Genomic DNA, 26,128 nt, shown 5'->3' on the forward strand with positions numbered 1-26,128 from the left:
ACCGGTGTCCTACAACGGCGGAGAGCGAAAGGGCCGGGGTTCTCGCCATCGGGCTCCTGCCCGCGCGGCCGAAGTCCAAGAGCGCGGCTCAGCAGGCTGCGAGGATGGGGGTGCGCTTCGTCGAGAGCAGGGCCCGCAGCTTCGCCGGCGCAACCGGCTTCGTCAGCAGCATCACACCGCCCTTGCGCAGCCGCTGCAGCGCCTCGGGCCCGGTGGCGCCCGAGACCAGCACCGCGAGCGCATCGGGCTGCAGGCGGCGCGTGTCCTCGATGACTTCCATGCCGTCTTCCTGGCCCTCGAGCTGGAGGTCGCACAGCACGACGTCGAAATGCGCGTCGGACTTGTCGAGCCGCGTCAGCGCCTCCTTGCGCGTGGAAGCGCAATCCACTTGGCAGCCCCAGAGTTCGAGCAGTGTCCGGCTGCCGTCGAGGATGGCCGGGTCGTCGTCCACCACGAGGCAATGCAGCCCGGCGAGCGGGGCCGCGGCCGTGGGTTCCTTCGCTGACGGCGCGACCTCGCGCGGATGTGCGATCGGCAGGTCGAGCCAGAAGGTGCTGCCCGCCTGCAGCGCCGAGCGCAGCTTGATGCGCGTGCCGAGCAAGAGCGCGATGCGCGCGCAGATCGCCGGGCCCAGGCCGAAGCCCTGGCGGCGGTCGCGCTCGGTGTTCGCCACCTGGTAGAACTCCTCGAAGATGCGCGTCTGGTGGATCGGCGCGATGCCGACGCCGTTGTCACGCACTTCGATGCGCACTGCGCCGTTGCGCCGGCGCGCGACCACGAGCACGGTGCCGTCGGACGGCGTGTGGCGGATCGCATTGCCGACCAGGTTGCCGATGATGCGCAGCAGCAGCGCCGGGTCGGTGTTGACGGCGAGCCCCCGGTCCTTCCAGACCAGCCGCACGCGTGCCGCGGCCGCTGCGGCGGCATGCTGCGCCTCGAGCTGGTCGAACAGGCCCGCGAGCGACACCCCGGCGATCGCGGGCGTCAGCACCTGCGCATCGAGCCGCGAGATCTCCAGCAGATCGTCGAGCAGCACACCCATGAAGTCGGTGGCTTCCTGGAGGCGAAGCACCGCGGGGCGCTGCGTCGGATTGGCGGTGGGCAGCAGGCCGTCGATGAAGAGGCCCATCGCGTGCAGCGGCTGCCGCAGGTCGTGGCTCGCGGCGGCCAGGAAGCGCGCGCGGGACAGCGCGGCCTGCTCGGCCTCGGCCATGCGCTGCAAGGCCACGGCGGTGGCTTCGCGGACCTGTTCGTCGCTGATCTGCTGGTTGCGCTGAAGCCGTTCGGCGAGGCGGTTGATGTCGTGCGCCAGGTTGGCGAACTCGTGCCGCGCCCGCCGGCTGCCGCCGCGCGCATCGTCGTCTTCTTCGTCCATGCCGGGGGTGACGACGTTGCAGCGCGCATCGAACTGACCGGCTTCCAGCGCGGCGACGGTGCGCGAGATGCGGCGCAGCGGCTGCGCGACCGCCCGCGCGGTATGGCGCACCCAGGCCCACGCGGCCAGCAGCGCGAGCATCGCGATGCCGATGCCGGCCATCAGCAGGCGGGTGCGCTCGTGCGCATAGGCGGTGATGTCGCGGAAGGTCTGGACCAGCCCGATCGGCGCGTCGCCCGCGGTGGTCGAGCCGGCCGGCGCGAAGGCGGCGGCGCGCGAGGCTTCGCGCAGCGTGATCGGTGCGGTGAACATGCGAAGCTGGCCCATCGGCGCGGTCTTCGGTCCGGCGGAAACGAACACGCCCGCGCTGTTGCTGATCTCGACGCGCGTGACCTGTCCGCCGCGCAGCGCGGCGTTGGCCACGTTCTGCAGCGCCGGCACGTCACCCGCGTAGAGGCTCAGGTCGGACATTGCCGCGACCTGGCGCGCGACCGCCTGCCCCTGGGCATCGAAGGCCGCTTCCAGCGCATCGAGGCGGCTGTGTGTGAACCAGCCGGTGAGTGCCAGCGCCACGATGACGCAGGGCACCACGCCCAGGCGGAACAGGTCGCGCTGCAGGTTGCCGGCCACGACGAGGTCGCGGCTCGGGGTGGCGGCCGGGTCGTCCGGCCGTGCGTCGGACGACGGCGCGATCATGGAGGGGGTGGAGGTCATCTGATCGCGGTGACCCGCTCCGTGAGTTCACGTTCTTCGGGCAGCCGCAAGCCGAGCCCGCGCGCCACGGTGGTGTTGACGCGCACCGTCGCCGGAGTCGCGGCCTCGACGACCACGCCGCGCGGCCCGATGTTGGCGGCCAGCTTCTGCCCGAGCGCGAGCGCCTGCTGGGCCAGTTGCGCCGGTGTGGAGACCGCGGCCGCGAGTCCGCCGGAGCGCACCAGCCCGTCGCTGGCGCCGAAGACCGGCAAGCCGGCACCCGCGCCGGCGCGCAGCACCGCGAGTGTCGCGGCCTGGTCGTCGCCGATCCTGTCGGGCAGGATGAGCAGCGCATCGCTGCGCGGCACCAGCACGCGCAGCGCCGCCGCGAGCGATTTCGCGTCTGGCGCGAACTCCACCTGCAGGTCCCAGCCCTGTGCGGCGCTCTGCAACTCGTTCAAGATGGGTGCCGATTCACCGGTGGCCACCACGCCGAGGCGCCGCTTGTGCGGCATCACCGCATCGATCAGCGCGAGCTGGTCGGCCATGGCCGGATCGCGAAGCAGCACGCCGATCTGGCGTGCCGGGTGCCGCATCGCGGGGTTGGTCTTGAGGCTTTCGTAGTCGATCCGGCTCAGCATGGCGAGCACCAGCGGGTCTTGTCCGGGGCGCTCGATCGCCGAGCGCGCTGCGGCCACGCCGACGGCCATGGTGACCGGCGCGTCCGCCGGGACGGCGCCACGGGGCCGCACCGCGGACGGGGCGCCCGAGAACGGTCCCGATGCGGGCTGCCCGGCGGTCAGGCGGATCAGGTCGAGGTGGCTGCCCGCTTCCTGCATCTTGCGCAACTGCTGGACGAACTCGGCATAAGGCGCGCTCTCGTCGCCCATCAGCACGGTGGTCAGTCCGGCTGCGCACGCGCCGCTCCATGCCGTCGCCGCGCAGGCGAATGCCGCGACCGGGATGGTGCGCGTCCTTCGAAGCAGCATGGGGAAAAGCGTGGCGAACATCGAACCGCATCCGCAATGGGTGATGGAGCCCAATGTACGGACGCGGCTCTTTGCACGCGATAAGGCAGAGGGCTTATGTCCCCTCGACGCGTGGTCGGATTGTGAGGGGGCGCGCGAGCCGGTTCGCGGCCTGACGGCCTATGTCTGACGGCGTAGGGTCGGACTACCTCACGCGAGCTCGCGCACGGTCGCGAGCTGGGCCGCGATCGCCTGCCGCAGCACCTTCGGCGAGACCGGCTTGTATAGCACCGTGACCCCTGCGCTCGCGACCTCGCGCAGGCGGTCGGGCTTGGTCTCGCCTGTGACCAGCAGGCGGGCGGTGGCCGGGCCGATGCCGTTGGGGTGGCGCTCCAGCGCGGCCAGCACATCGAGGCCGTTGTCGCCGCCCTGCAGCAGCAGGTCGCTCACCACGACGTCGGGCGGCCGGTCCCAGGCGCTCGCGAGGGCGAGGGCCTCGCTGCGGCTCTGCGCGGCCAGCACCTCGGCGCCCCAGTTGGAGAGCACCACCTGCAGGCCCTCGAGGATGGTGCGCTCGTCGTCGATCACCAGCACGCGGATGTTGCGCAGCCCGCCATCGTCCTCCGCCATCAGGCCCGCGGGCAGCAGGGGAGGCGCGGGCATCGGCACCAGCGGTTCGGTGGCGCGCACCACCACGCGCACGCAGGTGCCCTTGTTCGGTCGGGAGCTGAGTTCGACGCGCGTGTTCAGCAAGGCCGCGAGACGCTGCACCGTCGCCGGGCCGAGGCCCATCCCGCGCGCGTCGCGCCCGCCCTGCCGCCCGCCCTGCGGCTCGACCTGGTAGAACTCCTCGAAGACCCGCGTCTGGTGGTGCGCCGCAATGCCGACGCCCGTGTCGCAGACGTCGATGCGGATGCCCTTGCGCCGCCGCCGCGCGCCGATCAGCACGCCGCCTTCGACGGTGTGGCGCAGCGAATTCGACACGAGGTTGTTGAGAATGCGCGAGAGCATCACGTAGTCGCAGCGCACCCACGCGTCGGTCTTGCGCACCACGAGGCGCAGGTTCTGCTGCTCGGCCACCGCGCGGAAGTTGCGGCTGATCTCGTCGAAAAGGGTGTCGAGCGGGAAGTCCGTCCATTGCGGCTGCAGCACGCCGGCGTCGAGCTGCGAGAGGTTGAGCAGCTCGGTGAACAGCCGGTCGAGCGATTCCACGCACTCGCGGATGTGGCCGATGCGCTGAAGCCTCGCCGGGTCGGTCTCGCCGTTGGCCAGGCCGTCGGAGAACAACGTGAGCGCATGCAGCGGCTGGCGCAGGTCGTGGCTGGCGGCGGCGAGCAGGCGGGTCTTCGCCTGGCTCGCGACTTCGAGCTGCTGGTTCTTTCGCGCGAGCTCCGCCGTGGCGTTGGTGATCCGGCTTTCGAGCTGGCTGCGGCTTTCGGACAGCGCGCGCGCCGCCTGGTTGAAGCCGTCCTGCAGGCGGCGGACCTCGGCCGTGCCCTCGATGGTCACCTGCGCATCCTCGCCCGCGCCGAGGCGCTCCACCGCCTCGCCGAGCTCGCGGATGGGGGCGCTGATCCGCCGCGCGGCCCACCAGCCCGCGAGGCCGACGCCCACGAGGCTCGCGGCGAGCACCAGCACCACGTTGAACCACACGGCGTGCTTGGCGCTCCCCACCGCGTCGAGGCTCATCTCGACCATCACCTTGCCCGCGTTCTTGCCGTCGTCACCGATGATCGGCGCCACCACCTGCAGCCCTTCGCCGCGCGCGCGGTCGGTGGTCTCCGAGTTGGCGACGATCTCGCCGTCCTCCGACCAGATCTGCACCTGTTGCACATGCGGCTGGTAGCTGCCCGACTGCGCGGTGCGTTGCAGCGCGCGGCGGTCCATCCGCTGGATCTGCGACTGCGCCACTGTCGCGACCTGCAGCGCCACTGTCTGCGCGTTGGCGCGGACCAGTTCGGTCACGTTCGAGAGATGCTGGCGCGTCAGCACCGCGATGACGCCCAGGGTGGCGACCGTGGCCGGCAGGAGGGCCAGCAGCACGAGTTGTTGGGCCAGCGTCAGGTGCAGGAGGCGGAAGGCACGGAAGGACCAGTTCATGGACGGATGTCGAGCGGCGCGCGGGTCCCGTTATACGTTACCGATCGAAAAACATGGATGGAGAAAAACGACACGGGAATTGTTCAAGATAGTTTCTAATTGTGAATTCAACCGTCCGCGTTCTTTTCCAAGCCCGATGCAGGCCCCGGTTCACAGCAGTTCCAGCGCGCCACATGCCCGGCCGGACCGGTTCCGGTCGGCGGTGCGTCGCCTGTGTGCGCGGCTGATGCACGTCGGGGCGATGCTTCTGGTCGGACTGATGGGCCTCGCGGGGCTGATGAATCTTCAGCCGGCCTCGGCGCAGACCGCGTCGAACGCCGCACCGCTGCGCTTCGGCATCCTCCCCTGGGCGGTGCCTTCGAGTCGCGCAACGACTGGGAGCCGCTGCTCGCGGACTTGAGCCGCGTGATCGGCCGTCCGGTGAGCATGCTCTCGGTCACGTCGTACGAGGCGCTCGAACAGGCGATCCGCCGCGATCAGGTCGACATGGCGTTCCTGTCCGGCAAGATGGCGCTCGATGCGGTGACGCTGCGCCGCATGAACGTGATCGCGCAGGTGACGCGCCACGACGGCCTGCCGGGCTACCGGGCGCTGCTGCTCACCCGCAAGAGCGGCGACTACACCAGCCTCAAGGACCTCTTGGCCGAGCCCGAAAAGTGGCGCATCGCGCGTGGCGAGAGCCGCTCCGTGTCCGGCTTCATCGTGCCGCAGCTGCAGCTCTTTCTGCCCAATCACATCGCGATGGAGACGCGCTTCCGCAGCGAAGTCGTCGGGACCCACCAGGTGACGGCGCTCGCGGTGGCCAACGGCGAGGCCGACGTGGCGACAAACAACACCGCGGACTTCGAGCGCTTCAAGCTCCAGTTTCCGGCCGAGGCCGACCGACTGCAGGTGATCTGGGAGTCCGAGCTGATCCCCCACGCGCAGATCGTCATGCGCCGCGAGTACGACGACGCCTTCCGCCGCAAGGTGCAGGGCTTCCTCGTCGACTACGCCAAGGGCAAGGGCCCGCGCGGCGATGCGGAACGCGCCGTGCTGAAGTCGCTGCACGATCTCGCCGGCTTCGTCGCGGCCGACAACACCTCGCTGATGCCCGCCGCCAAGCTGGCCTACCAGCTCGCGCGGCAAAGCGCGATGAACTCGCAGTGGGTCAGCGAGGCCGCGCGCCAGGCGCGGCTGCAGCGGATCGAGGCCACCTATGCCGAGCAGATGGCCGAGCTTCGCGGAGACGCGCCGCGTTGATCGCATCGTGAGGAAAGCCTGGATCGTCTTCGTGGGCCGCTGCATGCTGTTGGCGGCGCTGGGCTGGCATGCCTTCGCCGTCGCGCGGGACGTGGCCGAGCCACTGCGCTTCGGTGTGCTGCCGATCGGCGGCGCGGTCGAGTCGAAGGACGGCTGGGCGCCGCTCCTGGCCGATCTGGCGCGCGCCGTCGGGCGGCCGGTGACAGTGCTTTCGGTGACGACCTACGAATCGCTCGGCCAGGCGATCGAGCGCAACGAGGTCGACCTCGCGTTGCTGTCCGCGAAGATGGCGCTCGATGCGGTGACCGAGCGGCGCATGAACGTGCTCGTGCAGGTGAAGCGGCATCCCGGCGATCCGGACCATCGTGCCATCCTGCTCGTGCGCAAGGACGGGCCGCTGAGCAGCCTCGATGACCTGCTGGCCCATCCGGAGCGATGGCGGCTCGCGCGCGGCGACAGCCGCTCGGTGTCGGGCTTCATCCTGCCGCAGGTGCAGCTCTTCCTGCCGCACCGCGTCGAGATGGAGACGCGCTTCAAGAGCGAGATGGTCGGTACGCACCAGGCCACGGCGCTCGCGGTGGCCAACGGCGATGCCGACGTCGCGACCAACAACACCACCGACTTCGAGCGCTTCCGGCACCAGTTCCCGGCCGAGGCGGGGCGGCTTCAGGTCGTCTGGCGCTCGGACCCGACGCCGCAGGCGCCGATCGTGGCGCGGCGCGACCTCCCGCCCGAGTTCCAGAAGAAACTGCGTGCGTTCTTCACCGGCTACGGGCGCGAGCCGGGCGTGCGCGGCAACGCGCAGCGCGAGACGCTGAAGGACCTGCACGCGAGCCTCGGCTATGCGGCGGCAGACAACAAGGCGCTGCTTCCTGCCGCCCGGCTGGAATACCAGCTCGCGCGGCAAAGCGCCCTCAACGCCCGCTGGGTCAGCGAAGAAGCGCGGCAGGCGAAGCTCGACCGCATCGAGCAGGCTTACGCCCAGCAGCAGGCGGTGCTGCGCGCGGACAGCCGCTGAGCGGCAGGCGGCTGCTCAGTTCAGACCTGCATAGAGCGCGTCGATCACCGCCGCATCGACGTCGAGGTCGAACTTGCGTGCGAAGAGCGCGGGCGATTGCCGCATCTTGTCGAGGTCGGATTCGCGCATCACCTGGGGGATTTCCGGCCCGGGGTGCCACTCGATGTATCTCAGGTGGTCGTTGCGGACTTCCACGTCCGAAACGAAGTTGAAGATCAGGGTGTGGAAGAAGATCTCGTCCGAGCACCGGGTCCATCGGAACTTGCGTTCGAACCAGGGGTTGGCATCGAGCCACGCGAGCATCTGCGTGACGCAGTGGCCCGACAGATTCAGCCACTGGCCGCCGCCCCAGTAGTCGACCGGCAGGCGCGGCCGCCGCCCGAACTTGCGCATTGCCGGAATCAGGAGGCGCCGGTTAAGCCGCTCGAGCAGGATGTTGAGCTTGTTGGCGAGCGGATTGGCCGGGCCCCGGGACAGCACCTTGGGATAGAAGAAATCGAGCCGGTCGAAGCCTCCGTTGCCGGACCACTGCGCACGCGGCATCGCGTGGTGCTCGAAGAACTCCTGGTCGTTGGTCGCGAAGAAGCGGGTGATTTCGTGCAGCGGCTTGAGCGGCACGTCCTCGCCGGAAATCAGCAGGTACCGGTCGAAGCCGGTCCGCGCGGCCTGCCGGAAAAGAAAGAGCGTGGCCTTGTTCAGGCTGTGGTGCCCCCAGTAGTTCCTGTATTCGCTGTAGACGTGGACGCGCGGCGAGCGGGGCTCGATCGTCAGCTTCGATCGCTTGTCGGCATGGATGAACACCTCGTACTCGCGGGCGAGGAATTCGACGAGGCGCTTCTGCTGGTCCGTCCATTTGTGCAGAAGGACGAGCACGGCAATTCGAACGCCTTGGATTCCTTCCCCGCGGGGTCGTGCCGGAAGACGGTTTCGTTGCATTACAAGTGGAAAGTAGCCTTTCTATTTGTAACAGAAAATCGAGCCGAAGGGCGTTTCTAGGTCCTTTGCATTAGGCTGACCGTCTTCGGCGCCTTACGCCATCGGCCAGATATGTTGCAACGCGCCGACGCAGGAAACTGGATGTTTGCCAAGCCGGAGGCGTCGTGCACGGGCAGACAAGTTCCCTCTTTTCAGATGCGGCGCCGGGCTGGCTCGGGAGGCTGCCGGGCATGGGTGACTTCTCGCACCGTCGCCTGCCGCAGAGCTTTCGCGAGGCGTGGGGCCGCTGGCTGCGCGCCGGCATCGCGCGCATGCAGCTTTGCCATCCGCATTGGGCCGATCACTACCTGGACGCGCCGCGCTGGTGCTTCGTCCTCGGCAACGAAGTGGTCGACGCGCAAGGCTGGGTCGGCGTGCTCGTCCCTTCGGTCGACGACATGGGCCGCCATTTCCCTTTACGCTCGCGGCCGAGCTCGGGGCGGCCGAAAGCGAACTGCGCGGAGATGCATTGGCACGCCTGCGGCAGTGGTGGGGGCTGGCAAGCCGCGCCGCGCGCGAAGGCTGGCAGGAAAACCTCGACGCGGCGCATTTCGAGGTGCGGCTGCATCAGCTTTTCGCCTCTGCCGGGACGCCGGCCGGCGATCCCGGTGCGGCGCTGGCCCTGCCGGTGGTCGGCCAGTCCCTCTGGCTGACCGACCCTACCGCGGAGCACGGGCTCGGCATGGCCGGCCAGGAGTTGCCGCAGGACGATCAGTTCGATGCGCTCTTCGGCTGTGCCGCCGGCGCGGAAGTGCCCGCGGCGAAAGAGCCGTGAGCGCGCAGGTCGGTCGGGCTCACCGGTCTGCGGACTGTCCATGGCGACCGGCGCCGCGCACGAAGCGCGCCGCGCCGGCCTCGCCTTCCGCAAACACCATCGGCACACCCTTCGCGCCTTCCTGCCGCAGGGCCTCGGCGAGCGGCAGATCCCATTGCGCATAGGCCGAGCGCCGGTCGGTCAGCATGCACTGCTGGGGGAATGCGGCGATCTGCTCTGCCAGTTCCCGGGCCGCCGCCAATGCGCCGCCGGGCGGCGTCACACGGTTGACCAGCCCCATCGCGAGCGCCTCGGATGCGGGCACCGCGCGGCCGGTGAGGATCATGTCGAGCGCGCGCCCCATCCCGACGATGCGTGGCAGTCGCACCGTTCCGCCGTCGATCAGCGGCACGCCCCAGCGCCGGCAGAAGACGCCGAACACCGCGTCCTCGTCGGCCACGCGCAGGTCGGCCAGCAGCGCGAGTTCGAGGCCTCCTGCCACCGCGTAACCATTGACCGCGGCAATCAGCGGCTTCGAAAGCGCCATCCGTGTCGGCCCCATCGGTCCGTGGCCGCTGCCCTCCGGCGTCAGTTCGTTGCGCAGCGCGGGGTTGCCCACCGCCGCGAGATCGGCGCCTGCGCAGAAGTGGCCTCCGCCGCCGGTGAGGATCGCAACGCGCAGAGTCTCGTCGGCCTCGAAGCGCCCGAAGGCGGCGAGCAGCGCCGCGGCGGTGGGACCGTCGACCGCGTTGCGCTTGCCGGGGCGGGAGAGCGTGATGGTGCAGATCGCGTCGTGGGTTTCGAAGAGAACGGGTGGGGAAGCGCTGTCCATGGCCGGCCTGACTCTGGGGGAGGTGGCGCCCATCCTAGGCAACATCCGGCGTCGACGCCAAGCGGCGGGTGCAACGCGGATGCGTCCTCCGCCGTAGGCCTTTCGCGTTATTTCCCGCGCAGCCTCAGCGCCGGACACTGACGCTCCCTGAGTCGTCTCCGGAGGCAGCGTGAATCCCCGTGCGTCGGCTTCGGCTCCTCCGGCGGGGCGGGAGGCGCCGGTTGCAGTTCCGCCTTCGCTCGCGTCCACCGTGGCGCCCGCCGTGCGCTCGGCGCCGCGCCGCGTCGGCGCGGGCCTTCTCGCGGTCGGCGCGCGGCTCGCGGAGTTCGAGATCACGCGCATCATCGGACAGGGCGGCTTCGGCGTGGTCTACGAGGCCTGGGACCCGGTGCTGGAGCGCGTGGTCGCGATCAAGGAATACCTGCCGTCGTCGCTGTCGGCGAGGCGGCCCGACGGGGCGGTGGTGCCGTTGTCGGAGCGGCACCGGGAAACCTTCGAGCTCGGCATGCGCGGCTTCATCAACGAGGCGCGGCTTCTGGCGCAGTTCGGTCATCCGTCGCTGCTCAAGGTCTACCGTTTCTGGCAGGAGGGCGGCACGGCGTACATGGTCATGCCCTTCTATCGCGGCGACACGCTGAAGCAGGCGCTGGCCGCCTCGCCGGGTATCGCGCAGGAAGCCTGGCTGCTGAAGGTGATGGACGGCGTCACGCAGGCGCTGATGGTCATGCATGCCGCGCACTGCTATCACCGCGACATTGCGCCGGACAACATCATCCTTCTCGAAGGCTCCGGGCGGCCGGTGGTGCTGGACTTCGGCGCGGCGCGGCGCGTGATCAGCGACAAGACGCAGACCATCACCGTGATCCTCAAGCCGGGCTATGCGCCGGTCGAGCAGTACGCCAGCGCGCCCGACATGGTTCAGGGCGCATGGACCGACGTGTACGCGCTCGCGGCCGTGCTGCACGTCGCGGTGTGCGGACGGCCGCCGCCGCCGTCGGTGGCGCGGCTCTTGTCCGACAGCTACTTGCCGCTGGCGCGGAGCGAGGCGCTGCGCCAGCGCTATAGCGAACGCCTGCTCAGCGCGATCGATGCGGGGCTCGGGGTGAGGCCCGAATCGCGGCCGCAGTCGATGGCGGCGTTCCGGGAGGCGCTGGGGCTCGAGCCTGCGCCGGCGCCGCTGCGTCTCGCGCCGGGCCGGCAGGCAGCCCAAGCAGCGCAGCCGTTGCAAGCCACCGCACCCGCGACGAAACGCCAGCGCCGGCTGCTCGCCGTGGCTGCCTGCGTCGCCGCGGGCCTGCCGCTCGCCATCGCCCTTGCGGTGTGGTTGGCGTTCGGCGTCCACTGAACCGAAGCGAGGCCGGCTGGTGGATATCGATATCGTCTCCGTCTCGAAACAGGGCGGTCGCCCTTACAACGAGGACGTGTTCGGGCAGTGGACCGACGGCCGCTTCGCCGCTTGCCTCGTGGCCGATGGTGCGGGCGGGCATGGCGGTGGGGACGTGGCCGCCGACGTCGCACGATCGAGCGTGCTCGACGCCCTGGCCGCTTCGCCGGGGCTGGAGCGCGGCAGGCTGCGACATCTGCTCGAACAGGCCAACCGCGATGTGGTCGCGCGCCAGGCGGAGGGTGGCAGGCTGGCGGACATGCGTTCGACCGTGGTGCTCGCCGTCGTCGACCTGGAGGCTTGCGAACTCGCCTGGGCCCATACCGGCGACAGTCGCGCCTACCTGTTCCGCGATGGCGAGCAGGTGGCGCGAACCATCGATCACAGCCTCGTCCAGCAACTGGTCAACGGTGGGATGATCGACGAGGAGCGCGCGCGGCTGCATCCGCAGCGCAACCTCCTGCTCTCGGCCCTCGGTGCACCGGACGGCGACATCGAGATCGACGTTTCCGGGCTCATGCCGGTGTGGGCGGGCGACGTGGTGCTGCTGTGCAGCGACGGCGTCTGGGAGGTGCTGGGCGACCAGCGGCTGGGCGAGATCCTGCGGGCGTCGCGGGATCCACGGCAGTGGATCGACACGATCGACGCGGAGATCAGGCTGCTTGCCGCGCCCGGCTACGACAACTACACCGCCGTCGCGATGTGGCTGCACTCCGACGATGAAACGACGCAGCCGTTGCCGCTCGGCCCCTAACGCTGCCGTACGCCGTACGCCACCGGCTGCGCAAGCCGCCATTCCGGCGGAGCGTAGACGTCGGCCACGCTGGCGCCGTCGCGGGTGTAGTGGATCTCCGTGCCGGCCGGCGTGCCGATCGCCGCGAGCACCTCCTGCAGCGCGACCCGCGCGGCCTCGACGTTCGCCACGTCGAGATCGACGCGGGTGTAGGCGACCCGCGGCGATCCGCCGGCCCGCACCTCGCCGAGCGAGTCGCCCCAGCCGATCACCGTGCCGAGGCTCTTGGCCTTGAGCGCCTGGTCGATGCGGTCCTCGCGCTGGTGGTACAGGTCGTCCACGTCGGCGACGACGGGGATCTTGACGAACATGAATTGCGTGCGGGCGTAGCCTGTCGCGCGGGGTGGGTTGGGTGGCTGTGCCATGCGTTCTGCCGTGAGTGCCGCCATTGTCCGGCAGGCGCCCGGCTTGCGTCCTGCCGGTCAATCCCGTACGCTGGGTCGCCCGGGTGTTGAGGAGACCACTCATGCCAAGCCGATCGAACGGCCTCTCGGCCGAAATGGAAGCGGTGCGGACGCTGGCACTCGTCGGAGCGTCCGCTTCCGGCAAAACCACGCTCGCGGAGGCCATGCTGCAGCGCAGCGGCGCCATCGGCGCGGCGGGCAGCGTCGAACGCGGGAGCACCGTGAGCGATCACGATCCGCTCGAGCGGCGAATGCAGCACTCGCTCAACGCCTCGATCATGCATCTGACGCATGCCGGCACGCGCATCCACTTCATCGACACGCCCGGCGGCCCCGATTTCCTCGGCCAGAGCCTGCCCGCCCTCGAAGCGGTCGAGACGGCGGCCATCGTCATCAACGCCTCGACCGGCATCGAGCAGATGGCGCTGCGAATGATGGAGTACGCGGCCTCGCGCCACCTGACGCGCATGGTCATCGTGAACAAGATCGATGCGCAGGGCGTGAATCTGGCCGCGCTGCTGGAGCAGATCCAGGCGACCTTCGGGCGCGAATGCCTGCCGCTCAACCTGCCGGCCGACGGCGGTGCGCGGGTGGTCGACTGCTTCTTCAACCGCGAGGGCGCAAGCGATCTCGGCCCGGTCGATGCGGCGCATCGCGCGCTGGTGGAGCAGGTGGTCGAGGTCGACGCCGCCTTCGTGGACCGCTATCTCAACGATGGCGACGTGGACCCCGCCGAATTGCATGCGCCGCTGGAACAGGCGCTGCGCGAAGGGCACCTGATCCCGGTGTGCTTCGTCTCCGCGCGCACCGGCGCGGGTATTGCCGAGCTGCTCGACGTGATCGTCAAGCTGCTGCCCGACCCGACCGAAGCGAATCCGCCGGACTTCCTTCTGGGCGAGGGCGCCGCCGCCGAGGCCGATGGAAGCGAAGCCGGACCCGTCGCTGCACGTGCTCGCGCACGTCTTCAAGGTCACGGTGGACCCGTACGTCGGCAAGATGGGCATCTTCCGCGTGCACCAGGGTACGGTCACGCGCGACAGCCTGCTCTACGTGGGCGACGGCCGCAAGCCCTTCAAGGTGGGCCATCTCTTCATGCTGCAAGGCAAGGACCATGTCGAAGTCGCGCGGGCACTGCCCGGCGACATCGTGGCGGTCGCGAAGGTGGACGAGATCAGGTTCGACTCGGTGCTGCACGATGCGGCCGAGGATGACCACGTGCATCTGGCGCCGCTCGACTTCCCCGTGCCGGTGCACGGCCTCGGCGATCGAGCCCAAGCGGCACGGCGACGAGCAACGGATGTGGGAAATCCTCGGCAAGCTGGTCGGCGAGGACCCTTGCCTGCGCGTCGAGCACGTGGCCGCCACCAATGAGACGGTGGTGTACGGGCTCGGCGAGCTGCACCTGCGCGTGCTGCTCGAGCGGCTGCGCGAGGTCTACAAGTTCGAGGTCAACACGCGGCCGCCGCGCATCGCCTACCGCGAGACCGTGACCTCGCCGGCCGAGGGGCATCATCGGCACAAGAAGCAGACCGGCGGCGCGGGCCAGTTCGGCGAAGTGTTCCTGCGCATCGAGCCAATGGGCCGCGGGGAAGGCTTCGAGTTCGTCGATCAGGTGAAGGGCGGAACGATCCCGGGGCAGTTCATTCCGGCCGTCGAGAAGGGCGTGCGCGAGGTGCTCCAGACCGGCGCCATTGCCGGCTATCCGGTGGTGGATGTGCGCGTGGTGGTCTACGACGGCAAGCACCACAGCGTCGACAGCAAGGACATCGCCTTCGCCACGGCGGGCCGCAAGGCCTTCATGGCGGCCATCCGGGACGCGCGGCCCATCGTGCTCGAACCGATCGTGCAGATCGAGATCGCCGCGCCCGACGGAGCCATGGGCGACGTGACCGGCGACCTGTCGTCGCGGCGCGGGCTGGTCACCGGCACCTCGAGCCTCGCAGCCGGCACCGTCGTCATCAAGGGGCAGGTGCCGATGTCGGAGCTCGCGAGCTACCAGTCGCGACTCAATGCGATGACCAGCGGGCAGGGTCGCTACACCATCGTGCTGTCGCACTACGAAGCGGTGCCGCCCGCGATCCAGCAGACCTTGACGAGCCAGCACCGCGTGCGCGAGGACGACTGAGGGCTTCGACGCGGATCACATCCGTGTCGAAGCGAAGTCGCTGTCGCTCGCCGAGCCGGGACGGCGCGAGTGCGCCAGCGGCTGGTCGGAGGGAAGAAAGCGCATGAACAGATCCTGCGCAAAGGCGCCGGCGCTGCCGTTCGATGGCGTGGCGGTGAAGTAGAGGCCGCGCCAGCGCGGTGACCTCGGCCCGGCGCCGTAGCCGAACAGCACATCGGCCGTCGAGCGCAGCCCCGGCTGCAGCGACCGCAACTGCTCCACGAAGACATGGATGGCATACCGTTGCGCAGGATTGCGCTCGGCCCGGAACAGCGCCATGCGCAGCGCGTACATGCGCTGCATGATCTCGCCGTAGAGCTCGTCGAGTTGCGTGTCGGCTGCTGCGCGCGGCGCCGCGCCGTTGTGCAGCCGGTGCCCGAGGGCCTGTTCGAGCACGCCGGCCGGCAGGGCCCCGCGCAGCGCCTCGAAACCGTCGAGCCGCTCCAGGCCGGTCACCACGAGGTACACCGGCAACTGGATCCGCAAATGCTCCGCCGCTTCGTGGATCAGGGCGCGCAGGCGGCGGGCCAGTTCGCTCCTCACGCGCGCGGGTTCGAGGAGCATCGATGCACTCACGCACGCCACGATGCCGTTGAGCGGCAGGCGCTTGCGGCGCTCGGCCAGTTCCAGCAGCGCGCGATACCAGAGGCTGCGCTCGCGCGGGTCCGGCGGGTCGGTCAGCACGGCCGGGTGCACGTCGATCGCGATCATCGAAGGCAGCCGGTGCCAGCGCCAGAACGGTCGGCCGCTGGGCGGGGCGTCCTGTGCCGCCGGCTGGCCGCTCGCCAGCGTGAGCAGCTCCGTCACCTTTGCCGATGCGTCGCCGACGAAAAGGAACCATGGCGTCGTGTAGAGCATGCTGCGCCGCGGCGCCCCGGACGATGCGGGTTGCAGCGGTGGAACCTGCTGCGCGAGCGACCGCTGGATCGCGGCGTCCTCCGCTGGAGCGAGGGCCGCCGCGCCGCCCGGCGTGGTCGCGGCGATCAGCGCGCGCAGGCAGCGGCGTCGCGCGGCCCGGCCCGAGCCGAGGAGCACCCACCAGAGGCTCAGGAGCGCGAGGAGGCAAAGCGCCAGCAGCGTCCAGAACTGCACGGGGATCGGCGGCAACTGGCTCATCGCTGCCTCAGCGCGGAACGGTTTCGAGAAACAGGGTGTCGGCGATCACGCGGGCGCCGAACTCGCCCGCCGCCAGCGACTCGCGCAACTGCTGCAGGTAGGCGGACGCCAGCTCGAAGGGAGGGCGTTCCGTGGCCTCGCTGAAAGGCACCGGCGAGGAGAGCGTGGCCAGCAGCACCGTGCCGAAGGGCGGCGCGACCAGCCAGCTCGACGGGATGTCGCGACCCAGCTCGACGGTCTCGCCCGCGCGCACCAGGGGTTGCCCGCGGCCGGCCTTGAGGTGCATCACCGCGCCGTCGGCCGTGTAGTAGTCGATCCGGAGGTAGCCGTCGTAATTGGGGCCGGTGACGCGGAACAGCACCGGATCGCCTTCGCGAAGCTGTCCCTTGTGCGCGCTCGTCGCCTCGGCCTTGAGCCCGTGCCCCAGTTCGCGGTTGCGCGCCTGGTAGGGCTTCAGGATCTCGACCACCTCGCAGTGCGGCCAGACGCGCAGGCGCAGGTCGAAGCTCGTTTCGGTCACGCCGGGCAATCCGCGCACCTCACGCTGGACGCGGGCCACGTCCTCCATGGTCGGAACCCAGCCGCTGACGCGGATGACGCCCTCCGGAGTCTGCGTCGCGGAAAGATCCGCGCAGGCGTAGGTCTGCACCTGCTGCTCCACGCGCTGGACCAGCGTGAGCGGCGTCTCCCTGGAGTGGGTCAGCAGATGTGTGGTCAGGTAGGCGAGCGGCACCGCCACCGCCAGCGCCGCGACGGTGCGCAGCAGGGCGCGCTTGCGGCTCTGCGGGTCCCGCGGGCACTGGCGGATCGGGCACGCCGTAGGGCTGCGGCGTGATGCGGTCTTCCGCGAGCGTGTCGAGCGACGCGGGGCGGATGGCGAGCTGCTGCCCGTGCAGGTCCTTGAGTTTGCCGAGTTCGCCGTTGTCGTCGCTCTCGAAGTAGTACTGGCCCTTGAAGCCCAGCGCCAGCGCATGCCAGTAGACCTCGCGAACTTCCTGCTCGTCGGCCGGCAGCGCCGAGAGGTGGTGGAAGAACTCGGTCTGGGCGTTGCTCGAATTGAAGAGCCGCATCTGCAGCGGTGCGACCGCGGCTTCGCAGCCGGGATGGCGCGAGAGGATTTCGTCGATCCACGCGACCATCGCGAACAGAGCCGAATCGATCTGCCCGGCGGACTTTCCCAGGCGCTCGGCCGCCGCACGGGCTTCGTCGAGCAGCTCGATCGCCCGGCGCTGCGCCTCTTCGCAGGTGGAGCCGGCCCGGCCGGCGGCGATGGAGGCATCCAGGGCCAGCCCGAAGGAAAGCAGGGCCGAAAAGCAGTCGAGCAGGCGCGTCATGCGGTGCTCGCGGCTAGATGTCGCCGGCGACGGGGGAAGCGCTGCGACCGCGCCTGCATCGATGGCACATGCCCCGCATGCCGATATCCCCTGTCGTTTTTGAATACGAATTGATTCTTCCACGCGCCTCCGCCCGCGCCATACCGCTTGGGTGCTATGTCGTTCGGAAAGCGAATCCGCCTTGCTGCGCGCCGGTTTCGCCGGTATCTTCGACCCGCTGAGTTCATCACTGACGCTGGGGTAAGCCATGAAAATCCTGATCGCCGACGACCACCGGCTCGTCATCGAAGCGGTCAAGGCCAAACTGTCGGAGATCCAAGCCGACATCGAATTCGTGTTGGCCATGAGCGTCGACGAATTGCTCGCCGGTGCGTCCGACGACATCGACCTGGCCATGATCGACCTGAACATGCCGGGCGCCGAGGGGCAGGCCCACATCGACGAAATCCGCCGCCGGCATCCGGCGGTGCCCGTCATCGTGCTGTCGGGCTATGAAGATCCGGCCGTCATGCGCAGTGCGCTGGAGCGCGGGGTGCTCGGGTTCATTCCCAAGGCGTATTCGCCCGAAGTCATGCTCTCCGCCGTGCGGCTGGTGCTCGCGGGCGGCGTCTACGTGCCGCCGATGATGCTGTCGTCGGTGCCGCCCGGCGTCATCGCCGGAATACCCGGCTCGGATGCGGCGCACCGCGCCAGCGCGACGGGCGGAGCCCAGACCCTCGAACACCTGCGCAACGTGTTGACCGAGCGGCAGGTCGAGGTGCTGCAACTGCTCTCGCAAGGCAAGCCGAACAAGCTGATCGGGCGCGCGCTCGGCATCAGCGAAGGCACCGTCAAGATCCACCTCGCGGCGATCTTCCGTGCGCTCAACGTGCGCAACCGGACCGAGGCGGTGGTGGCTGCGCAGTCATTGACTGAGGCTTGACCCCCAGGCTCGCGCACTTCGTGTCGCTCTCCACCCCTTCGAGGGGGCAATCCCGGCGGCCCGGCAGAGCCGGTTCCGCGGGATTCCTGGCTTTATCCTTTGGGCATGACGCTGGAACTTTCAAATTTCGATGCGGCGATCGTCGATCTCGACGGCACGCTGGTCGACACCATCGGCGACTTCGTCGTCTCGCTCAACCGCATGCTCGACGAGCTCGCGCTGCCGCGCATCGACGGGGCGACGGTGGAGCGGATGGTGGGCAAGGGGTCGGAGCACCTGATCCATTCCGTGCTCCGGCATGTGCGCGGCACGTCGGACGACGGCGACGCATGGTTCGATCGCGCCCGGCCCCGCTACCAGCACCACTACCTCGCCATCAACGGGCAGCACGCGGACGTCTATGCCGGTGTGGTCGAAGGCCTGACCGCCTTGCGAGCGCGTGGCCTGCGCCTCGCATGCCTGACCAACAAGCCGACCGCCTTCGCGCGCCCGCTGCTGGCGGCCAAGGGGCTCGATGGATTCTTCGAGGTGATGTTCGGCGGCGACGCCTTCGAGCGGAAGAAGCCCGACCCGCTGCCGCTGCTCAAGGCCTGCGAAGCGCTGGCAACGCTGCCCGCGCGCACGCTGATGGTCGGCGACTCCAGCAACGACGCGAAGGCCGCGCGTGCGGCGGGATGTCCCGTCGTGCTCGTGAGCTATGGCTACAACCACGGCGAGCCCGTGCGTGGCGTGGACGCGGACGGCTTCGTCGACTCGCTGGCCGAACTGGCCGCGTTGCGCTGACCGGGCGGGGCTCAGCCCTTTCCGAGCAGGGCGTCCTTGAGTTTCCAGTCGGCGGGGCTGGGGCCGAGCCAGATGCGCGCGAGCGCATTGAAGAAGGCCTGTTCCTTGATCGGCTCGCCCTGTGCAGCGCCCTTGACCGAGATGACGGTGCCGCTGCCGGGCACCCAGTCGATGGTGAAGTTGTCGCCGGTCCTGAGCTGCTTCTGATCGGAAAAGATGCCGCTCATGCGCAGCAGCCCGGGGATCAGTTGCGACATCTCGTTCTTGGGCGAGTTGTCTTCCACGCCGCGCGTGAAGAGCTTGCCGAGCTCGTTGGCGTCGATGTCGCGCAGCATGGTGATCGTGATGCGCTTGGCGCCCGGCGCCGCCAGCACCTCCTCGGGCGTGCCCACCTTCTTGCCGAGGTAGAGGCCGGCCGTGTAGACCTTGAACACCGCCTTGTAGCGAACCCCGGCGCCGTTGAGCTGCAGCTTGGTGCCGTGGACGTCGATGGCGTCGTCGAGCTTGACGCCCGCCACGTCGATCGGCGTGGCCGAGGCGGCGAGCGACACCAGGGCGAAGGTGGTCAGCGCGACGGCGCGGCGAAGGGCGGACTTGGGCATGGAGGTGTTCCTGTGAGGGACAAGATGCAAGTTAATAAACTCAATGTATCTTTTTGTATACCCGTTGTCCCTCGGCTAAACTCCCGATTCCATGTTCATTCATCACGTCATCCAGACAGGTCAAGGCAGCCGGGGAGCCTGGCCTTGGCGTTGGCCATCGACGTTGCTTGCTTGATTGCACGGCGCACGCCGTGCGCCCGCGGCCCTCAGCCACGCTGATCGGCCAAACTGGATGAACCGCCAGCGACCGAGGAGCGTCCGCTGGCAGACGGAGACCCCACCCGTGATCACCGAACTCGAATTCAAAAGCCTCAGCGCGCAGGGCTACAACCGCATTCCGCTGATGGTCGAGGCCTTTGCCGACCTCGAGACTCCCCTTTCCCTTTACCTCAAGCTCGCCTACACCAAGGACAACGGCCGTAACAGCTTCCTGCTGGAGTCGGTCGTGGGCGGCGAACGCTTCGGCCGCTACAGCTTCATCGGCCTGCCGGCGCGCACCTTCCTGAGAGCTTCCGGCTTCGGATCGGAGGCCGTGACCGAAGTCGTTACGGACGGCAAAGTCGTGGAAAAAGTCTCAGGCAATCCGCTCGACTTCGTTGCAGCGTACCAACAGCGCTTCAAGGTCGCCCTGCGGCCAGGGCTGCCGCGGTTCTGCGGCGGGCTGGCCGGCTACTTCGGCTACGACGCGGTCCGCCACATCGAGAAGAAACTCGAAAAGACCTGCCCGCCCGATACCCTCGGCTGCCCGGACATCCTGCTCCTGCAGTGCGAGGAACTGGCGGTCATCGACAACTTGTCGGGCAAGCTCTACCTGATCGTCTACGCCGACCCGAAGCAGCCGGAGGCCTACGCCAACGCCAAGCGCCGGCTGCGCGAGTTGCGCGAGCAGCTCAAGTACTCGGTGAGCGCGCCGCAGGTGCGGCCGTCGCAGGCGCATCCGCCGCAGCGCAGCTTCGCCAAGGCCGACTACCTGGCCGCCGTCGAGCGCGCGAAGGAACTGATCGCGGCGGGCGACTTCATGCAGGTGCAGGTCGGCCAGCGCATCAGCAAGCGCTACACCGAGTCGCCGCTGTCGCTGTATCGCGCGCTGCGGTCGCTGAACCCTTCCCCTACATGTACTACTACGACCTGGGGGATTTCCAGGTGGTCGGCGCGTCGCCCGAGATCCTCGTGCGGCAGGAGCACACCGGCGAGGGCGAACAGAAGATCACCATCCGCCCGCTTGCCGGCACCCGGCCGCGCGGCGCATCGCCCGAACTCGACAAGGCCGCGGAGATCGAGCTTCTCAACGATCCCAAGGAGCGCGCCGAGCATGTGATGCTGATCGACCTCGCCCGCAACGACATCGGCCGCATCGCGAAGATCGGCACGGTGAAGGTGACCGAGGCCTTCGCGATCGAGCGCTACAGCCACGTGATGCACATCGTGAGCAACGTCGAAGGCACGCTCAAGGACGGCATGACCGCCATCGACGTGCTCAAGGCCACCTTCCCGGCCGGCACGCTGACCGGTGCGCCCAAGGTGCATGCGATGGAGCTGATCGACCAGCTCGAGCCGACCAAGCGCGGCATCTACGGCGGCGCCTGCGGCTACATCAGCTATGCGGGCGACATGGACGTGGCGATCGCGATCCGCACCGGCATCGTCAAGGACCAGATGCTGCACGTGCAGGCGGCAGCCGGCGTGGTTGCCGATTCGGTGCCCGAGCTCGAATGGAAGGAGACGGAGGCCAAGGCGCGCGCGCTGCTGCGCGCCGCTGAACTCGTCGAGGAGGGACTGGAATGAACGGCGGATCGGATCGGAGTCAGGCCATGAAGCTCTTGATGATCGACAACTACGACAGCTTCACCTACAACCTGGTGCAGTACTTCGGCGAACTGGGCGCCGATGTCGAGGTGTTCCGCAACGATGAAATCACGCTGGACGAACTGCGCGAGCGGATCGCCGGCGGGGTCGGGCGGCTGGTGATCTCGCCGGGGCCGTGTTCGCCTGCGGAAGCGGGCGTGTCCGTCGCCGCGATTCGCGAATTCGCGGGGCGGCTGCCGATCCTCGGCGTATGCCTGGGCCATCAGTCGATCGGCGCGGCCTTCGGCGGCAAGGTGGTCCGGGCGAGGGAACTGATGCACGGCAAGACCAGCCAGATCACGACCACCCGCGAGGGTGTCTTCGCCGGGCTGCCCGAGAAGTTCAGCGTCAACCGCTATCACTCGCTGGCCATCGAGCGCGCCACCTGTCCGCCCGAACTGGCGATCACCGCCTGGACGGACGACGGCGAAATCATGGGCGTGCGGCACACCGGCTTTGCGCACGAGGTGCGCATCGAGGGCGTGCAATTCCATCCGGAATCCATCCTGACCGAGCACGGCCATGCCATGCTGAAGAACTTCCTCGCGTGAGGGCGACATGACGACTTCAACGAATGTGATCGACCTGCGCAGCGACACCGTGACCCGGCCCACCGCCGCCATGCGCGAAGCGATGATGGCCGCCCCGCTCGGCGACGACGTGTTCGGCGACGACCCCAGCGTGAACGCACTGCAGGCGCAGATCGCCGGCATGCTGGGCTTCGAGGCGGCACTGTTCGTGCCCACCGGCACGCAGAGCAACCTCTGTGCGGTCCTGGCGCATTGCCAGCGCGGCGACGAATACATCGTCGGCCAGCAGGCGCATTGCTATCGCTGGGAAGGCGGCGGCGCGGCGGTGTTCGGCAGCGTGCAGCCGCAGCCGCTCGATCACCAGCCGGACGGCACGATCGCGCTCGAGGCCATCGAGGCGGCGATCAAGCCCGATGACGCGCACTTTGCGCGCACGCGGCTTCTCGCGCTCGAAAACACGATCGGCGGCAAGCTGCTGCCGTTTGCGTATGTGCAGCAGGCCACGGAACTGGCGCGTCGGAAAGGCCTCGGCCGCCACCTCGACGGGGCCCGCCTTTTCAACGCGGCCACGGCGCAGGCCGCGCAGGTCGGCTCCGACGTGCGAGGGGAAGCCCGGCGGATCGCCAGCTGCTTCGACAGCGTGTCGGTCTGCTTCAGCAAGGGTCTTGGCGCTCCCGTGGGCTCTGCGCTGTGTGGCACGCGCGAGTTCATCGCGCGCGCCCATCGCATCCGCAAGATGGCCGGCGGCGGCATGCGGCAGGCCGGCGTGCTGGCTGCGGCGGCCTCCCATGCGCTCGAGCATCACATCGACCGGCTCGCGCAGGACCATGAACTGGCACGGAGGTTGGCGGACGGCCTGGCCGGCATTCCCGAGCTGCGCGTCGAGGCGCCGCAGACCAACCTGCTGTTCGTCGACCTGGAGGGCGAAGCGCGCCACCGTTCGGCCGAGCTGCTGGCGCACCTGAAGCAACACGGCGTGCTGGCCACCGGTCTCTACCGGCTGCGCTTCGCGACCCATCTCGACGTCGACGCAAGCGGCATCGACCGCGCCATCGGCGCCATCCGGAACTTCTTCCATGCCTGAGCTGACCGCCTCCCGCAACGACCCGATCCACCGAACCGAGCGAGACATCCTCATGCCCATTACCCCCCAGGAAGCGCTGCAGCGCACCATCGAGCACCGCGAAGTCTTCCACGACGAGATGCTGCACATCATGCGGCTCATCATGAGCGGCGAATGCTCGCCGGTGATGATGGCGGCGCTGATCACCGGCCTGCGCGTCAAGAAGGAAACCATCGGCGAGATCACCGCGGCCGCGCAGGTGATGCGCGAGGTCTCGACCAAGGTGCCGGTCGCGGACACCACGCACCTCGTGGACATCGTGGGCACCGGTGGCGACGGTTCGCACACCTTCAACATCTCGACCTGCTCGATGTTCGTCGCCGCGGCGGCGGGCGCCAAGGTCAGCAAGCACGGCGGTCGCAGCGTGAGCAGCAAGTCGGGCAGCGCCGACGTGCTCGAGTCGCTGGGCGTCAACATCAACCTGAAGCCCGAGCAGATCGCCAAGTGCATCACCGACGTGGGCATCGGCTTCATGTTCGCGCCGAACCACCATCCGGCGATGAAGAACGTCGCGCCGGTGCGCAAGGAGCTCGGCATCAAGACCATCTTCAACATCCTGGGTCCGCTCACCAACCCGGCGGGGGCGCCCAACATCCTGATGGGCGTGTTTCACCCGGATCTCGTCGGCATCCAGGTTCGCGCGTTGCAGCGACTGGGCGCGGAACACGCGATCGTCGTCTACGGCCGCGACGGCATGGACGAGATCTCCCTTGGCGCCGCCACCATGGTCGGCGAACTCAAGGACGGCGAGGTGCGCGAATACGAGCTCCACCCCGAGGATTTCGGCTTTTCCATGTCGAGCAACCGCACGCTGCGCGTCGAGACGCCCGATCAGTCGCGCGAGATGCTGCTCGGCGTGCTCGACAACAAGCCGGGCCCTGCGCGCGACATCGTCCTGCTGAACGCGGGTGCTGCGTTGTACGCGGCCGGCGTGTCGGACTCCATCGCGGCCGGCATCGAGAAATCGCGCGCGGCGCTCGAGTCCGGCGCGGCGAAGGCCAAGCTCGCGGAGCTCGTCGCGGCCACGGCCGCGGCGGCTTGAGGAGGGCGGCGCACCATGTCGGACATCCTCGAGAAGATTGTTGCCGTCAAGCGCGAGGAAGTCGCGGCGGCGAAAAAACGGACATCGCTCGAAGCCATCCGCTTCGACGCGGAAAGCCGGGTGCTCACGCGCGATTTCGTCGGTGCCTTGCGCTCGAAGATCGACGCTGGCGCGGCCGCCGTGATCGCGGAGATCAAGAAGGCGAGCCCGAGCAAGGGCGTGCTGCGACCGGACTTCGTTCCTGCCGACATCGCGCAAAGCTATGCGGCGGGTGATGGCAAGGTCAGCGCAGCCTGCCTGTCGGTGCTGACCGATCGCCAGTTCTTCCAGGGCGGCATCGACTACCTGAAGCAGGCCCGCGCCTCGTGCGATCTGCCGGTGCTGCGCAAGGACTTCATCGTCGACGCCTACCAGGTCTACGAGGCGCGGTCGATCGGCGCCGATGCGATCCTGCTCATCGCTGCATGCCTCGACGACGCCCAGATGCGCGACTACGAGGCGATCGCGGCCGGGCTGGGCATGGCGGTGCTGGTCGAAGTGCACGACCGCGCCGAGCTCGAGCGCGCGCTGAAGCTGCGCACGCCACTGATCGGCGTCAACAACCGCAATCTGCGCACCTTCGAGGTGTCGATCCAGACGACGATCGATCTGCTGGCAGAGGTGCCGGAAGGACGGCTGCTCGTGACCGAATCGGGCATTTCGTCGCGCGAGGATGTCGCGAAGCTGCGTGCGGCAGGCGTCCATGCCTTCCTGGTCGGCGAGGCGTTCATGCGCGCCGACGAGCCGGGCGAAGCGCTGGCGGAGATGTTCCGTTGAGCGCCGCGCCGGGCCGCCCCAAGCAAGCTCGCGCCCCCTCGGGGGGCAGCGAGGACGCGAAGTGCCGAGCGTGGGGGCTCGAATGAGCGCGGACCAACTGGGCAGCTGTCATCCGGCCGACTGGCCCGTGGCGCCCGGCTGGCAGCCGTTGGTCGACGAGTTCTTTGGCGGCCCGGTCGGGCAGAGGCTGCTGGGCTTTCTGCAGGATCGGCTCGATGCGGGCGCGGTGATCTTCCCGCCACGTCCGCTGCGGGCGCTGGAGTTGACGCCGCCCGAGGACGTTCGCGTCGTGATCCTGGGCCAGGACCCCTATCACGGGCGTGGTCAGGCTGAGGGCCTTGCTTTCTCGGTGGCGCCCGGCGTGCCGATGCCGCCGTCGCTGCGCAACATCTTCAAGGAGCTCGAGCGAGATCTGGGCGCGAAGCCGCCCAGGTTCCCGGATCCCGGCGGCAGCCTCGTCAACTGGGCAACGCACGGCGTTCTGCTGCTCAATACCTGCCTGACGGTGGAGGAGGGGCGCCCGGCCAGCCATTCCGGCCGGGGCTGGGAAGTCCTGACCGATGCGGTGATCCGCCACGTCGCGAACGAGGGGCGCCCGAGCGTGTTCATGCTCTGGGGATCGCATGCGCAGAGCAAGCGATCGTTGATCGATACAACTCGTCACAAGGTGCTGATGGCCAACCATCCATCGCCCTTGTCTGCGATGCGTCCGCCGGTGCCATTCATCGGATGTGGTCACTTCGGCGAGGCGAGGGCCTGGCGCGACGCCCAGCGCGTGTGACGCTGTAAGTGATTGATTTCATGCGAGAATCCAAGGCTCGAAGCGAAACGCCGGCGCGTGATGTGCGGGCGCGGAGCAGTGGCCGGAATCACCAAACTGTCATCGACGCAGGCTGGTAAACGTGCTATATTTCGAGGTTCGCCGGAGAGGTGGCCGAGTGGTTAATGGCAGCAGACTGTAAATCTGCCCTCTTACGAGTACGCTGGTTCGAATCCAGCCCTCTCCACCAGCGAAAATGGATTTTTGAGAGAGCGCTTGAATGTGATGTGCGGAGCTGAGCGAGGCGGCGGCTCTGACCGCGATGCGGTGTGATCGGGTCTGGAAAGATCGTGTCGCAATGCGGGAGTAGTTCAATGGTAGAACCCTAGCCTTCCAAGCTAATGACGCGGGTTCGATTCCCGTCTCCCGCTCCAAAAGGTCCGTTGGCGCTGTGTAGGTTGTTTTGAATTTCGCCCATTTGGCTCAGTGGTAGAGCACTCCCTTGGTAAGGGAGAGGTCGCGGGTCCGATTCCCGCAATGGGCACCAGTTTTG

General features: G+C 68.6%; 21 protein-coding genes, 3 tRNA genes and 4 pseudogenes. 18 read left to right on the forward strand and 10 right to left on the reverse strand.

Annotation, left to right across the window (positions count from 1 at the left end; genetic code table 11):
- Nucleotides 1-88: 88 nt before the first annotated feature.
- The 3 genes from ACQ858_RS00605 to ACQ858_RS00615 form a co-directional block, all read right to left on the reverse strand.
- Nucleotides 89-2,089 (reverse strand): hybrid sensor histidine kinase/response regulator, encoded by a 2,001-nt coding sequence (locus ACQ858_RS00605; protein ID WP_431274970.1) that lies wholly within the window; start codon nucleotides 2,087-2,089, stop codon nucleotides 89-91.
- A complete protein-coding gene (locus ACQ858_RS00610) occupies nucleotides 2,086-3,057 on the reverse strand; it encodes an ABC transporter substrate binding protein (protein WP_431274971.1) in 972 nt (323 codons plus the stop codon). The genes ACQ858_RS00605 and ACQ858_RS00610 overlap by 4 nt, the downstream gene beginning before the upstream one ends.
- A 189-nt stretch (nucleotides 3,058-3,246) precedes the next feature.
- Nucleotides 3,247-5,136: an ATP-binding protein gene (locus ACQ858_RS00615; protein WP_431274972.1), complete on the reverse strand. Its 1,890-nt coding sequence runs from the start codon at nucleotides 5,134-5,136 to the stop codon at nucleotides 3,247-3,249.
- 241 nt (nucleotides 5,137-5,377) lie between these two features.
- On the opposite strand from ACQ858_RS00615, the pseudogene phnD (ACQ858_RS00620) reads away from it, so the two are divergent.
- Nucleotides 5,378-6,378 (forward strand): annotated as a pseudogene (phnD, locus tag ACQ858_RS00620) (phosphate/phosphite/phosphonate ABC transporter substrate-binding protein).
- Nucleotides 6,379-6,421: 43 nt separating this feature from the next.
- Nucleotides 6,422-7,396, forward strand: a complete 975-nt coding sequence (gene phnD / locus ACQ858_RS00625) for a phosphate/phosphite/phosphonate ABC transporter substrate-binding protein (RefSeq protein ID WP_431276944.1) — start codon at nucleotides 6,422-6,424, stop codon at nucleotides 7,394-7,396.
- Between the two features lie 15 nt (nucleotides 7,397-7,411).
- Here the strand turns inward: phnD (ACQ858_RS00625) and ACQ858_RS00630 are convergent, their stop codons facing one another.
- Complete coding sequence (locus ACQ858_RS00630) at nucleotides 7,412-8,269, reverse strand: beta-1,6-N-acetylglucosaminyltransferase (protein ID WP_431274973.1); 858 nt, start codon at nucleotides 8,267-8,269, stop codon at nucleotides 7,412-7,414.
- Between the two features lie 293 nt (nucleotides 8,270-8,562).
- Here ACQ858_RS00630 and ACQ858_RS00635 point away from each other — a divergent pair.
- Together ACQ858_RS00635 and ACQ858_RS00640 are read left to right on the forward strand one after the other, a co-directional pair.
- Nucleotides 8,563-8,733: pseudogene (locus ACQ858_RS00635) on the forward strand (TagF domain-containing protein); the annotation flags it as partial.
- A gap of 107 nt (nucleotides 8,734-8,840) precedes the next feature.
- On the forward strand, nucleotides 8,841-9,146 hold the full coding sequence (locus tag ACQ858_RS00640; RefSeq protein WP_431276948.1) for a hypothetical protein: 306 nt from the start codon (nucleotides 8,841-8,843) through the stop codon (nucleotides 9,144-9,146).
- 19 nt (nucleotides 9,147-9,165) lie between these two features.
- Here ACQ858_RS00640 and ACQ858_RS00645 read toward each other — a convergent pair whose 3' ends face one another.
- Nucleotides 9,166-9,957, reverse strand: coding sequence for a crotonase/enoyl-CoA hydratase family protein (locus tag ACQ858_RS00645; protein ID WP_431274974.1), 792 nt, complete (start codon nucleotides 9,955-9,957; stop codon nucleotides 9,166-9,168).
- 169 nt (nucleotides 9,958-10,126) lie between these two features.
- Here ACQ858_RS00645 and ACQ858_RS00650 point away from each other — a divergent pair, with 169 nt between their 5' ends.
- Both ACQ858_RS00650 and ACQ858_RS00655 read left to right on the forward strand, forming a co-directional pair.
- Nucleotides 10,127-11,302 carry a serine/threonine-protein kinase gene (locus ACQ858_RS00650; RefSeq protein WP_431274975.1) on the forward strand — a complete coding sequence of 392 codons (1,176 nt, stop codon included), beginning with the start codon at nucleotides 10,127-10,129 and terminating at the stop codon, nucleotides 11,300-11,302.
- Between the two features lie 19 nt (nucleotides 11,303-11,321).
- Nucleotides 11,322-12,095 carry a PP2C family protein-serine/threonine phosphatase gene (locus tag ACQ858_RS00655; RefSeq protein ID WP_431274976.1) on the forward strand — a complete coding sequence of 258 codons (774 nt, stop codon included), beginning with the start codon at nucleotides 11,322-11,324 and terminating at the stop codon, nucleotides 12,093-12,095.
- Here ACQ858_RS00655 and ACQ858_RS00660 read toward each other — a convergent pair.
- The gene (locus tag ACQ858_RS00660) at nucleotides 12,092-12,445 is read right to left on the reverse strand and encodes a hypothetical protein (protein ID WP_431274977.1); all 354 of its coding nucleotides are present in this window, start codon (nucleotides 12,443-12,445) and stop codon (nucleotides 12,092-12,094) included. The genes ACQ858_RS00655 and ACQ858_RS00660 overlap by 4 nt on opposite strands.
- 155 nt (nucleotides 12,446-12,600) lie before the next feature.
- Here ACQ858_RS00660 and fusA point away from each other — a divergent pair.
- Nucleotides 12,601-14,663: pseudogene (gene fusA / locus ACQ858_RS00665) on the forward strand (elongation factor G).
- 15 nt (nucleotides 14,664-14,678) lie between these two features.
- Here the strand turns inward: fusA and ACQ858_RS00670 are convergent.
- Genes ACQ858_RS00670 through ACQ858_RS00680 form a run of 3 tightly spaced genes read right to left on the reverse strand, consistent with a single transcriptional unit; the run spans nucleotide 14,679 to nucleotide 17,152 of the window.
- Nucleotides 14,679-15,818 (reverse strand): type VI secretion system protein, encoded by a 1,140-nt coding sequence (locus ACQ858_RS00670; RefSeq protein ID WP_431274978.1) that lies wholly within the window; start codon nucleotides 15,816-15,818, stop codon nucleotides 14,679-14,681.
- Between the two features lie 7 nt (nucleotides 15,819-15,825).
- Complete coding sequence (locus ACQ858_RS00675) at nucleotides 15,826-16,386, reverse strand: hypothetical protein (protein ID WP_431274979.1); 561 nt, start codon at nucleotides 16,384-16,386, stop codon at nucleotides 15,826-15,828.
- The gene (locus tag ACQ858_RS00680; RefSeq protein ID WP_431274980.1) at nucleotides 16,358-17,152 is read right to left on the reverse strand and encodes a DotU family type IV/VI secretion system protein; all 795 of its coding nucleotides are present in this window, start codon (nucleotides 17,150-17,152) and stop codon (nucleotides 16,358-16,360) included. The genes ACQ858_RS00675 and ACQ858_RS00680 overlap by 29 nt, the downstream gene beginning before the upstream one ends.
- A gap of 247 nt (nucleotides 17,153-17,399) precedes the next feature.
- On the opposite strand from ACQ858_RS00680, the gene ACQ858_RS00685 reads away from it, so the two are divergent.
- Both ACQ858_RS00685 and ACQ858_RS00690 read left to right on the forward strand, forming a co-directional pair.
- The gene (locus ACQ858_RS00685; protein ID WP_431274981.1) at nucleotides 17,400-18,074 is read left to right on the forward strand and encodes a LuxR C-terminal-related transcriptional regulator; all 675 of its coding nucleotides are present in this window, start codon (nucleotides 17,400-17,402) and stop codon (nucleotides 18,072-18,074) included.
- 105 nt (nucleotides 18,075-18,179) lie between these two features.
- Nucleotides 18,180-18,857: a phosphoglycolate phosphatase gene (locus ACQ858_RS00690; protein ID WP_431274982.1), complete on the forward strand. Its 678-nt coding sequence runs from the start codon at nucleotides 18,180-18,182 to the stop codon at nucleotides 18,855-18,857.
- A gap of 11 nt (nucleotides 18,858-18,868) precedes the next feature.
- Here ACQ858_RS00690 and ACQ858_RS00695 read toward each other — a convergent pair whose 3' ends face one another.
- On the reverse strand, nucleotides 18,869-19,459 hold the full coding sequence (locus tag ACQ858_RS00695; protein WP_431274983.1) for a chalcone isomerase family protein: 591 nt from the start codon (nucleotides 19,457-19,459) through the stop codon (nucleotides 18,869-18,871).
- 283 nt (nucleotides 19,460-19,742) lie between these two features.
- Here ACQ858_RS00695 and trpE point away from each other — a divergent pair.
- From trpE to ACQ858_RS00740, 9 genes and pseudogenes are all read left to right on the forward strand, one after another.
- Nucleotides 19,743-21,244: pseudogene (trpE, locus tag ACQ858_RS00700) on the forward strand (anthranilate synthase component I).
- Between the two features lie 26 nt (nucleotides 21,245-21,270).
- Entirely contained in the window at nucleotides 21,271-21,855 is a 585-nt protein-coding gene (locus ACQ858_RS00705; RefSeq protein WP_431274984.1) for an aminodeoxychorismate/anthranilate synthase component II, read from the forward strand.
- A 7-nt stretch (nucleotides 21,856-21,862) separates the two neighbouring features.
- Nucleotides 21,863-22,918 (forward strand): low-specificity L-threonine aldolase, encoded by a 1,056-nt coding sequence (gene ltaE, locus ACQ858_RS00710; RefSeq protein ID WP_431274985.1) that lies wholly within the window; start codon nucleotides 21,863-21,865, stop codon nucleotides 22,916-22,918.
- Nucleotides 22,919-22,970: 52 nt separating this feature from the next.
- The gene (trpD, locus tag ACQ858_RS00715) at nucleotides 22,971-23,999 is read left to right on the forward strand and encodes an anthranilate phosphoribosyltransferase (protein ID WP_431274986.1); all 1,029 of its coding nucleotides are present in this window, start codon (nucleotides 22,971-22,973) and stop codon (nucleotides 23,997-23,999) included.
- 15 nt (nucleotides 24,000-24,014) lie between these two features.
- On the forward strand, nucleotides 24,015-24,815 hold the full coding sequence (gene trpC / locus ACQ858_RS00720; RefSeq protein WP_431274987.1) for an indole-3-glycerol phosphate synthase TrpC: 801 nt from the start codon (nucleotides 24,015-24,017) through the stop codon (nucleotides 24,813-24,815).
- Nucleotides 24,816-24,897: 82 nt separating this feature from the next.
- The gene (locus ACQ858_RS00725; protein WP_431274988.1) at nucleotides 24,898-25,596 is read left to right on the forward strand and encodes a uracil-DNA glycosylase; all 699 of its coding nucleotides are present in this window, start codon (nucleotides 24,898-24,900) and stop codon (nucleotides 25,594-25,596) included.
- Between the two features lie 143 nt (nucleotides 25,597-25,739).
- A tRNA-Tyr gene (locus ACQ858_RS00730) sits at nucleotides 25,740-25,825 on the forward strand.
- Nucleotides 25,826-25,935: 110 nt separating this feature from the next.
- A tRNA-Gly gene (locus ACQ858_RS00735) sits at nucleotides 25,936-26,009 on the forward strand.
- Nucleotides 26,010-26,047: 38 nt separating this feature from the next.
- Nucleotides 26,048-26,122: transfer RNA gene (locus ACQ858_RS00740), tRNA-Thr, on the forward strand.
- Nucleotides 26,123-26,128 lie beyond the last annotated feature (6 nt).

The organism is Variovorax ureilyticus (assembly GCF_050632185.1).
Classification (GTDB): Bacteria; Pseudomonadota; Gammaproteobacteria; order Burkholderiales; family Burkholderiaceae_C; genus Variovorax; species Variovorax ureilyticus_A.

Coding starts and splice junctions, on each gene's coding strand:
- ACQ858_RS00725 (WP_431274988.1), top strand. CDS start 24,898: ATGAGCGCGGACCAACTGGGCAGCTGTCATCCGGCCGACTGGCCCGTG.
- ACQ858_RS00645 (WP_431274974.1), bottom strand. CDS start 9,957: ATGGACAGCGCTTCCCCACCCGTTCTCTTCGAAACCCACGACGCGATC.
- phnD (WP_431276944.1), top strand. CDS start 6,422: ATGCTGTTGGCGGCGCTGGGCTGGCATGCCTTCGCCGTCGCGCGGGAC.
- trpD (WP_431274986.1), top strand. CDS start 22,971: ATGCCCATTACCCCCCAGGAAGCGCTGCAGCGCACCATCGAGCACCGC.
- ltaE (WP_431274985.1), top strand. CDS start 21,863: ATGACGACTTCAACGAATGTGATCGACCTGCGCAGCGACACCGTGACC.
- ACQ858_RS00610 (WP_431274971.1), bottom strand. CDS start 3,057: ATGCTGCTTCGAAGGACGCGCACCATCCCGGTCGCGGCATTCGCCTGC.
- ACQ858_RS00685 (WP_431274981.1), top strand. CDS start 17,400: ATGAAAATCCTGATCGCCGACGACCACCGGCTCGTCATCGAAGCGGTC.
- ACQ858_RS00690 (WP_431274982.1), top strand. CDS start 18,180: ATGACGCTGGAACTTTCAAATTTCGATGCGGCGATCGTCGATCTCGAC.
- ACQ858_RS00615 (WP_431274972.1), bottom strand. CDS start 5,136: ATGAACTGGTCCTTCCGTGCCTTCCGCCTCCTGCACCTGACGCTGGCC.
- ACQ858_RS00705 (WP_431274984.1), top strand. CDS start 21,271: ATGAAGCTCTTGATGATCGACAACTACGACAGCTTCACCTACAACCTG.
- ACQ858_RS00675 (WP_431274979.1), bottom strand. CDS start 16,386: ATGGAGGACGTGGCCCGCGTCCAGCGTGAGGTGCGCGGATTGCCCGGC.
- ACQ858_RS00605 (WP_431274970.1), bottom strand. CDS start 2,089: ATGACCTCCACCCCCTCCATGATCGCGCCGTCGTCCGACGCACGGCCG.
- ACQ858_RS00680 (WP_431274980.1), bottom strand. CDS start 17,152: ATGACGCGCCTGCTCGACTGCTTTTCGGCCCTGCTTTCCTTCGGGCTG.
- ACQ858_RS00695 (WP_431274983.1), bottom strand. CDS start 19,459: ATGCCCAAGTCCGCCCTTCGCCGCGCCGTCGCGCTGACCACCTTCGCC.
- ACQ858_RS00670 (WP_431274978.1), bottom strand. CDS start 15,818: ATGAGCCAGTTGCCGCCGATCCCCGTGCAGTTCTGGACGCTGCTGGCG.
- ACQ858_RS00660 (WP_431274977.1), bottom strand. CDS start 12,445: ATGTTCGTCAAGATCCCCGTCGTCGCCGACGTGGACGACCTGTACCAC.
- trpC (WP_431274987.1), top strand. CDS start 24,015: ATGTCGGACATCCTCGAGAAGATTGTTGCCGTCAAGCGCGAGGAAGTC.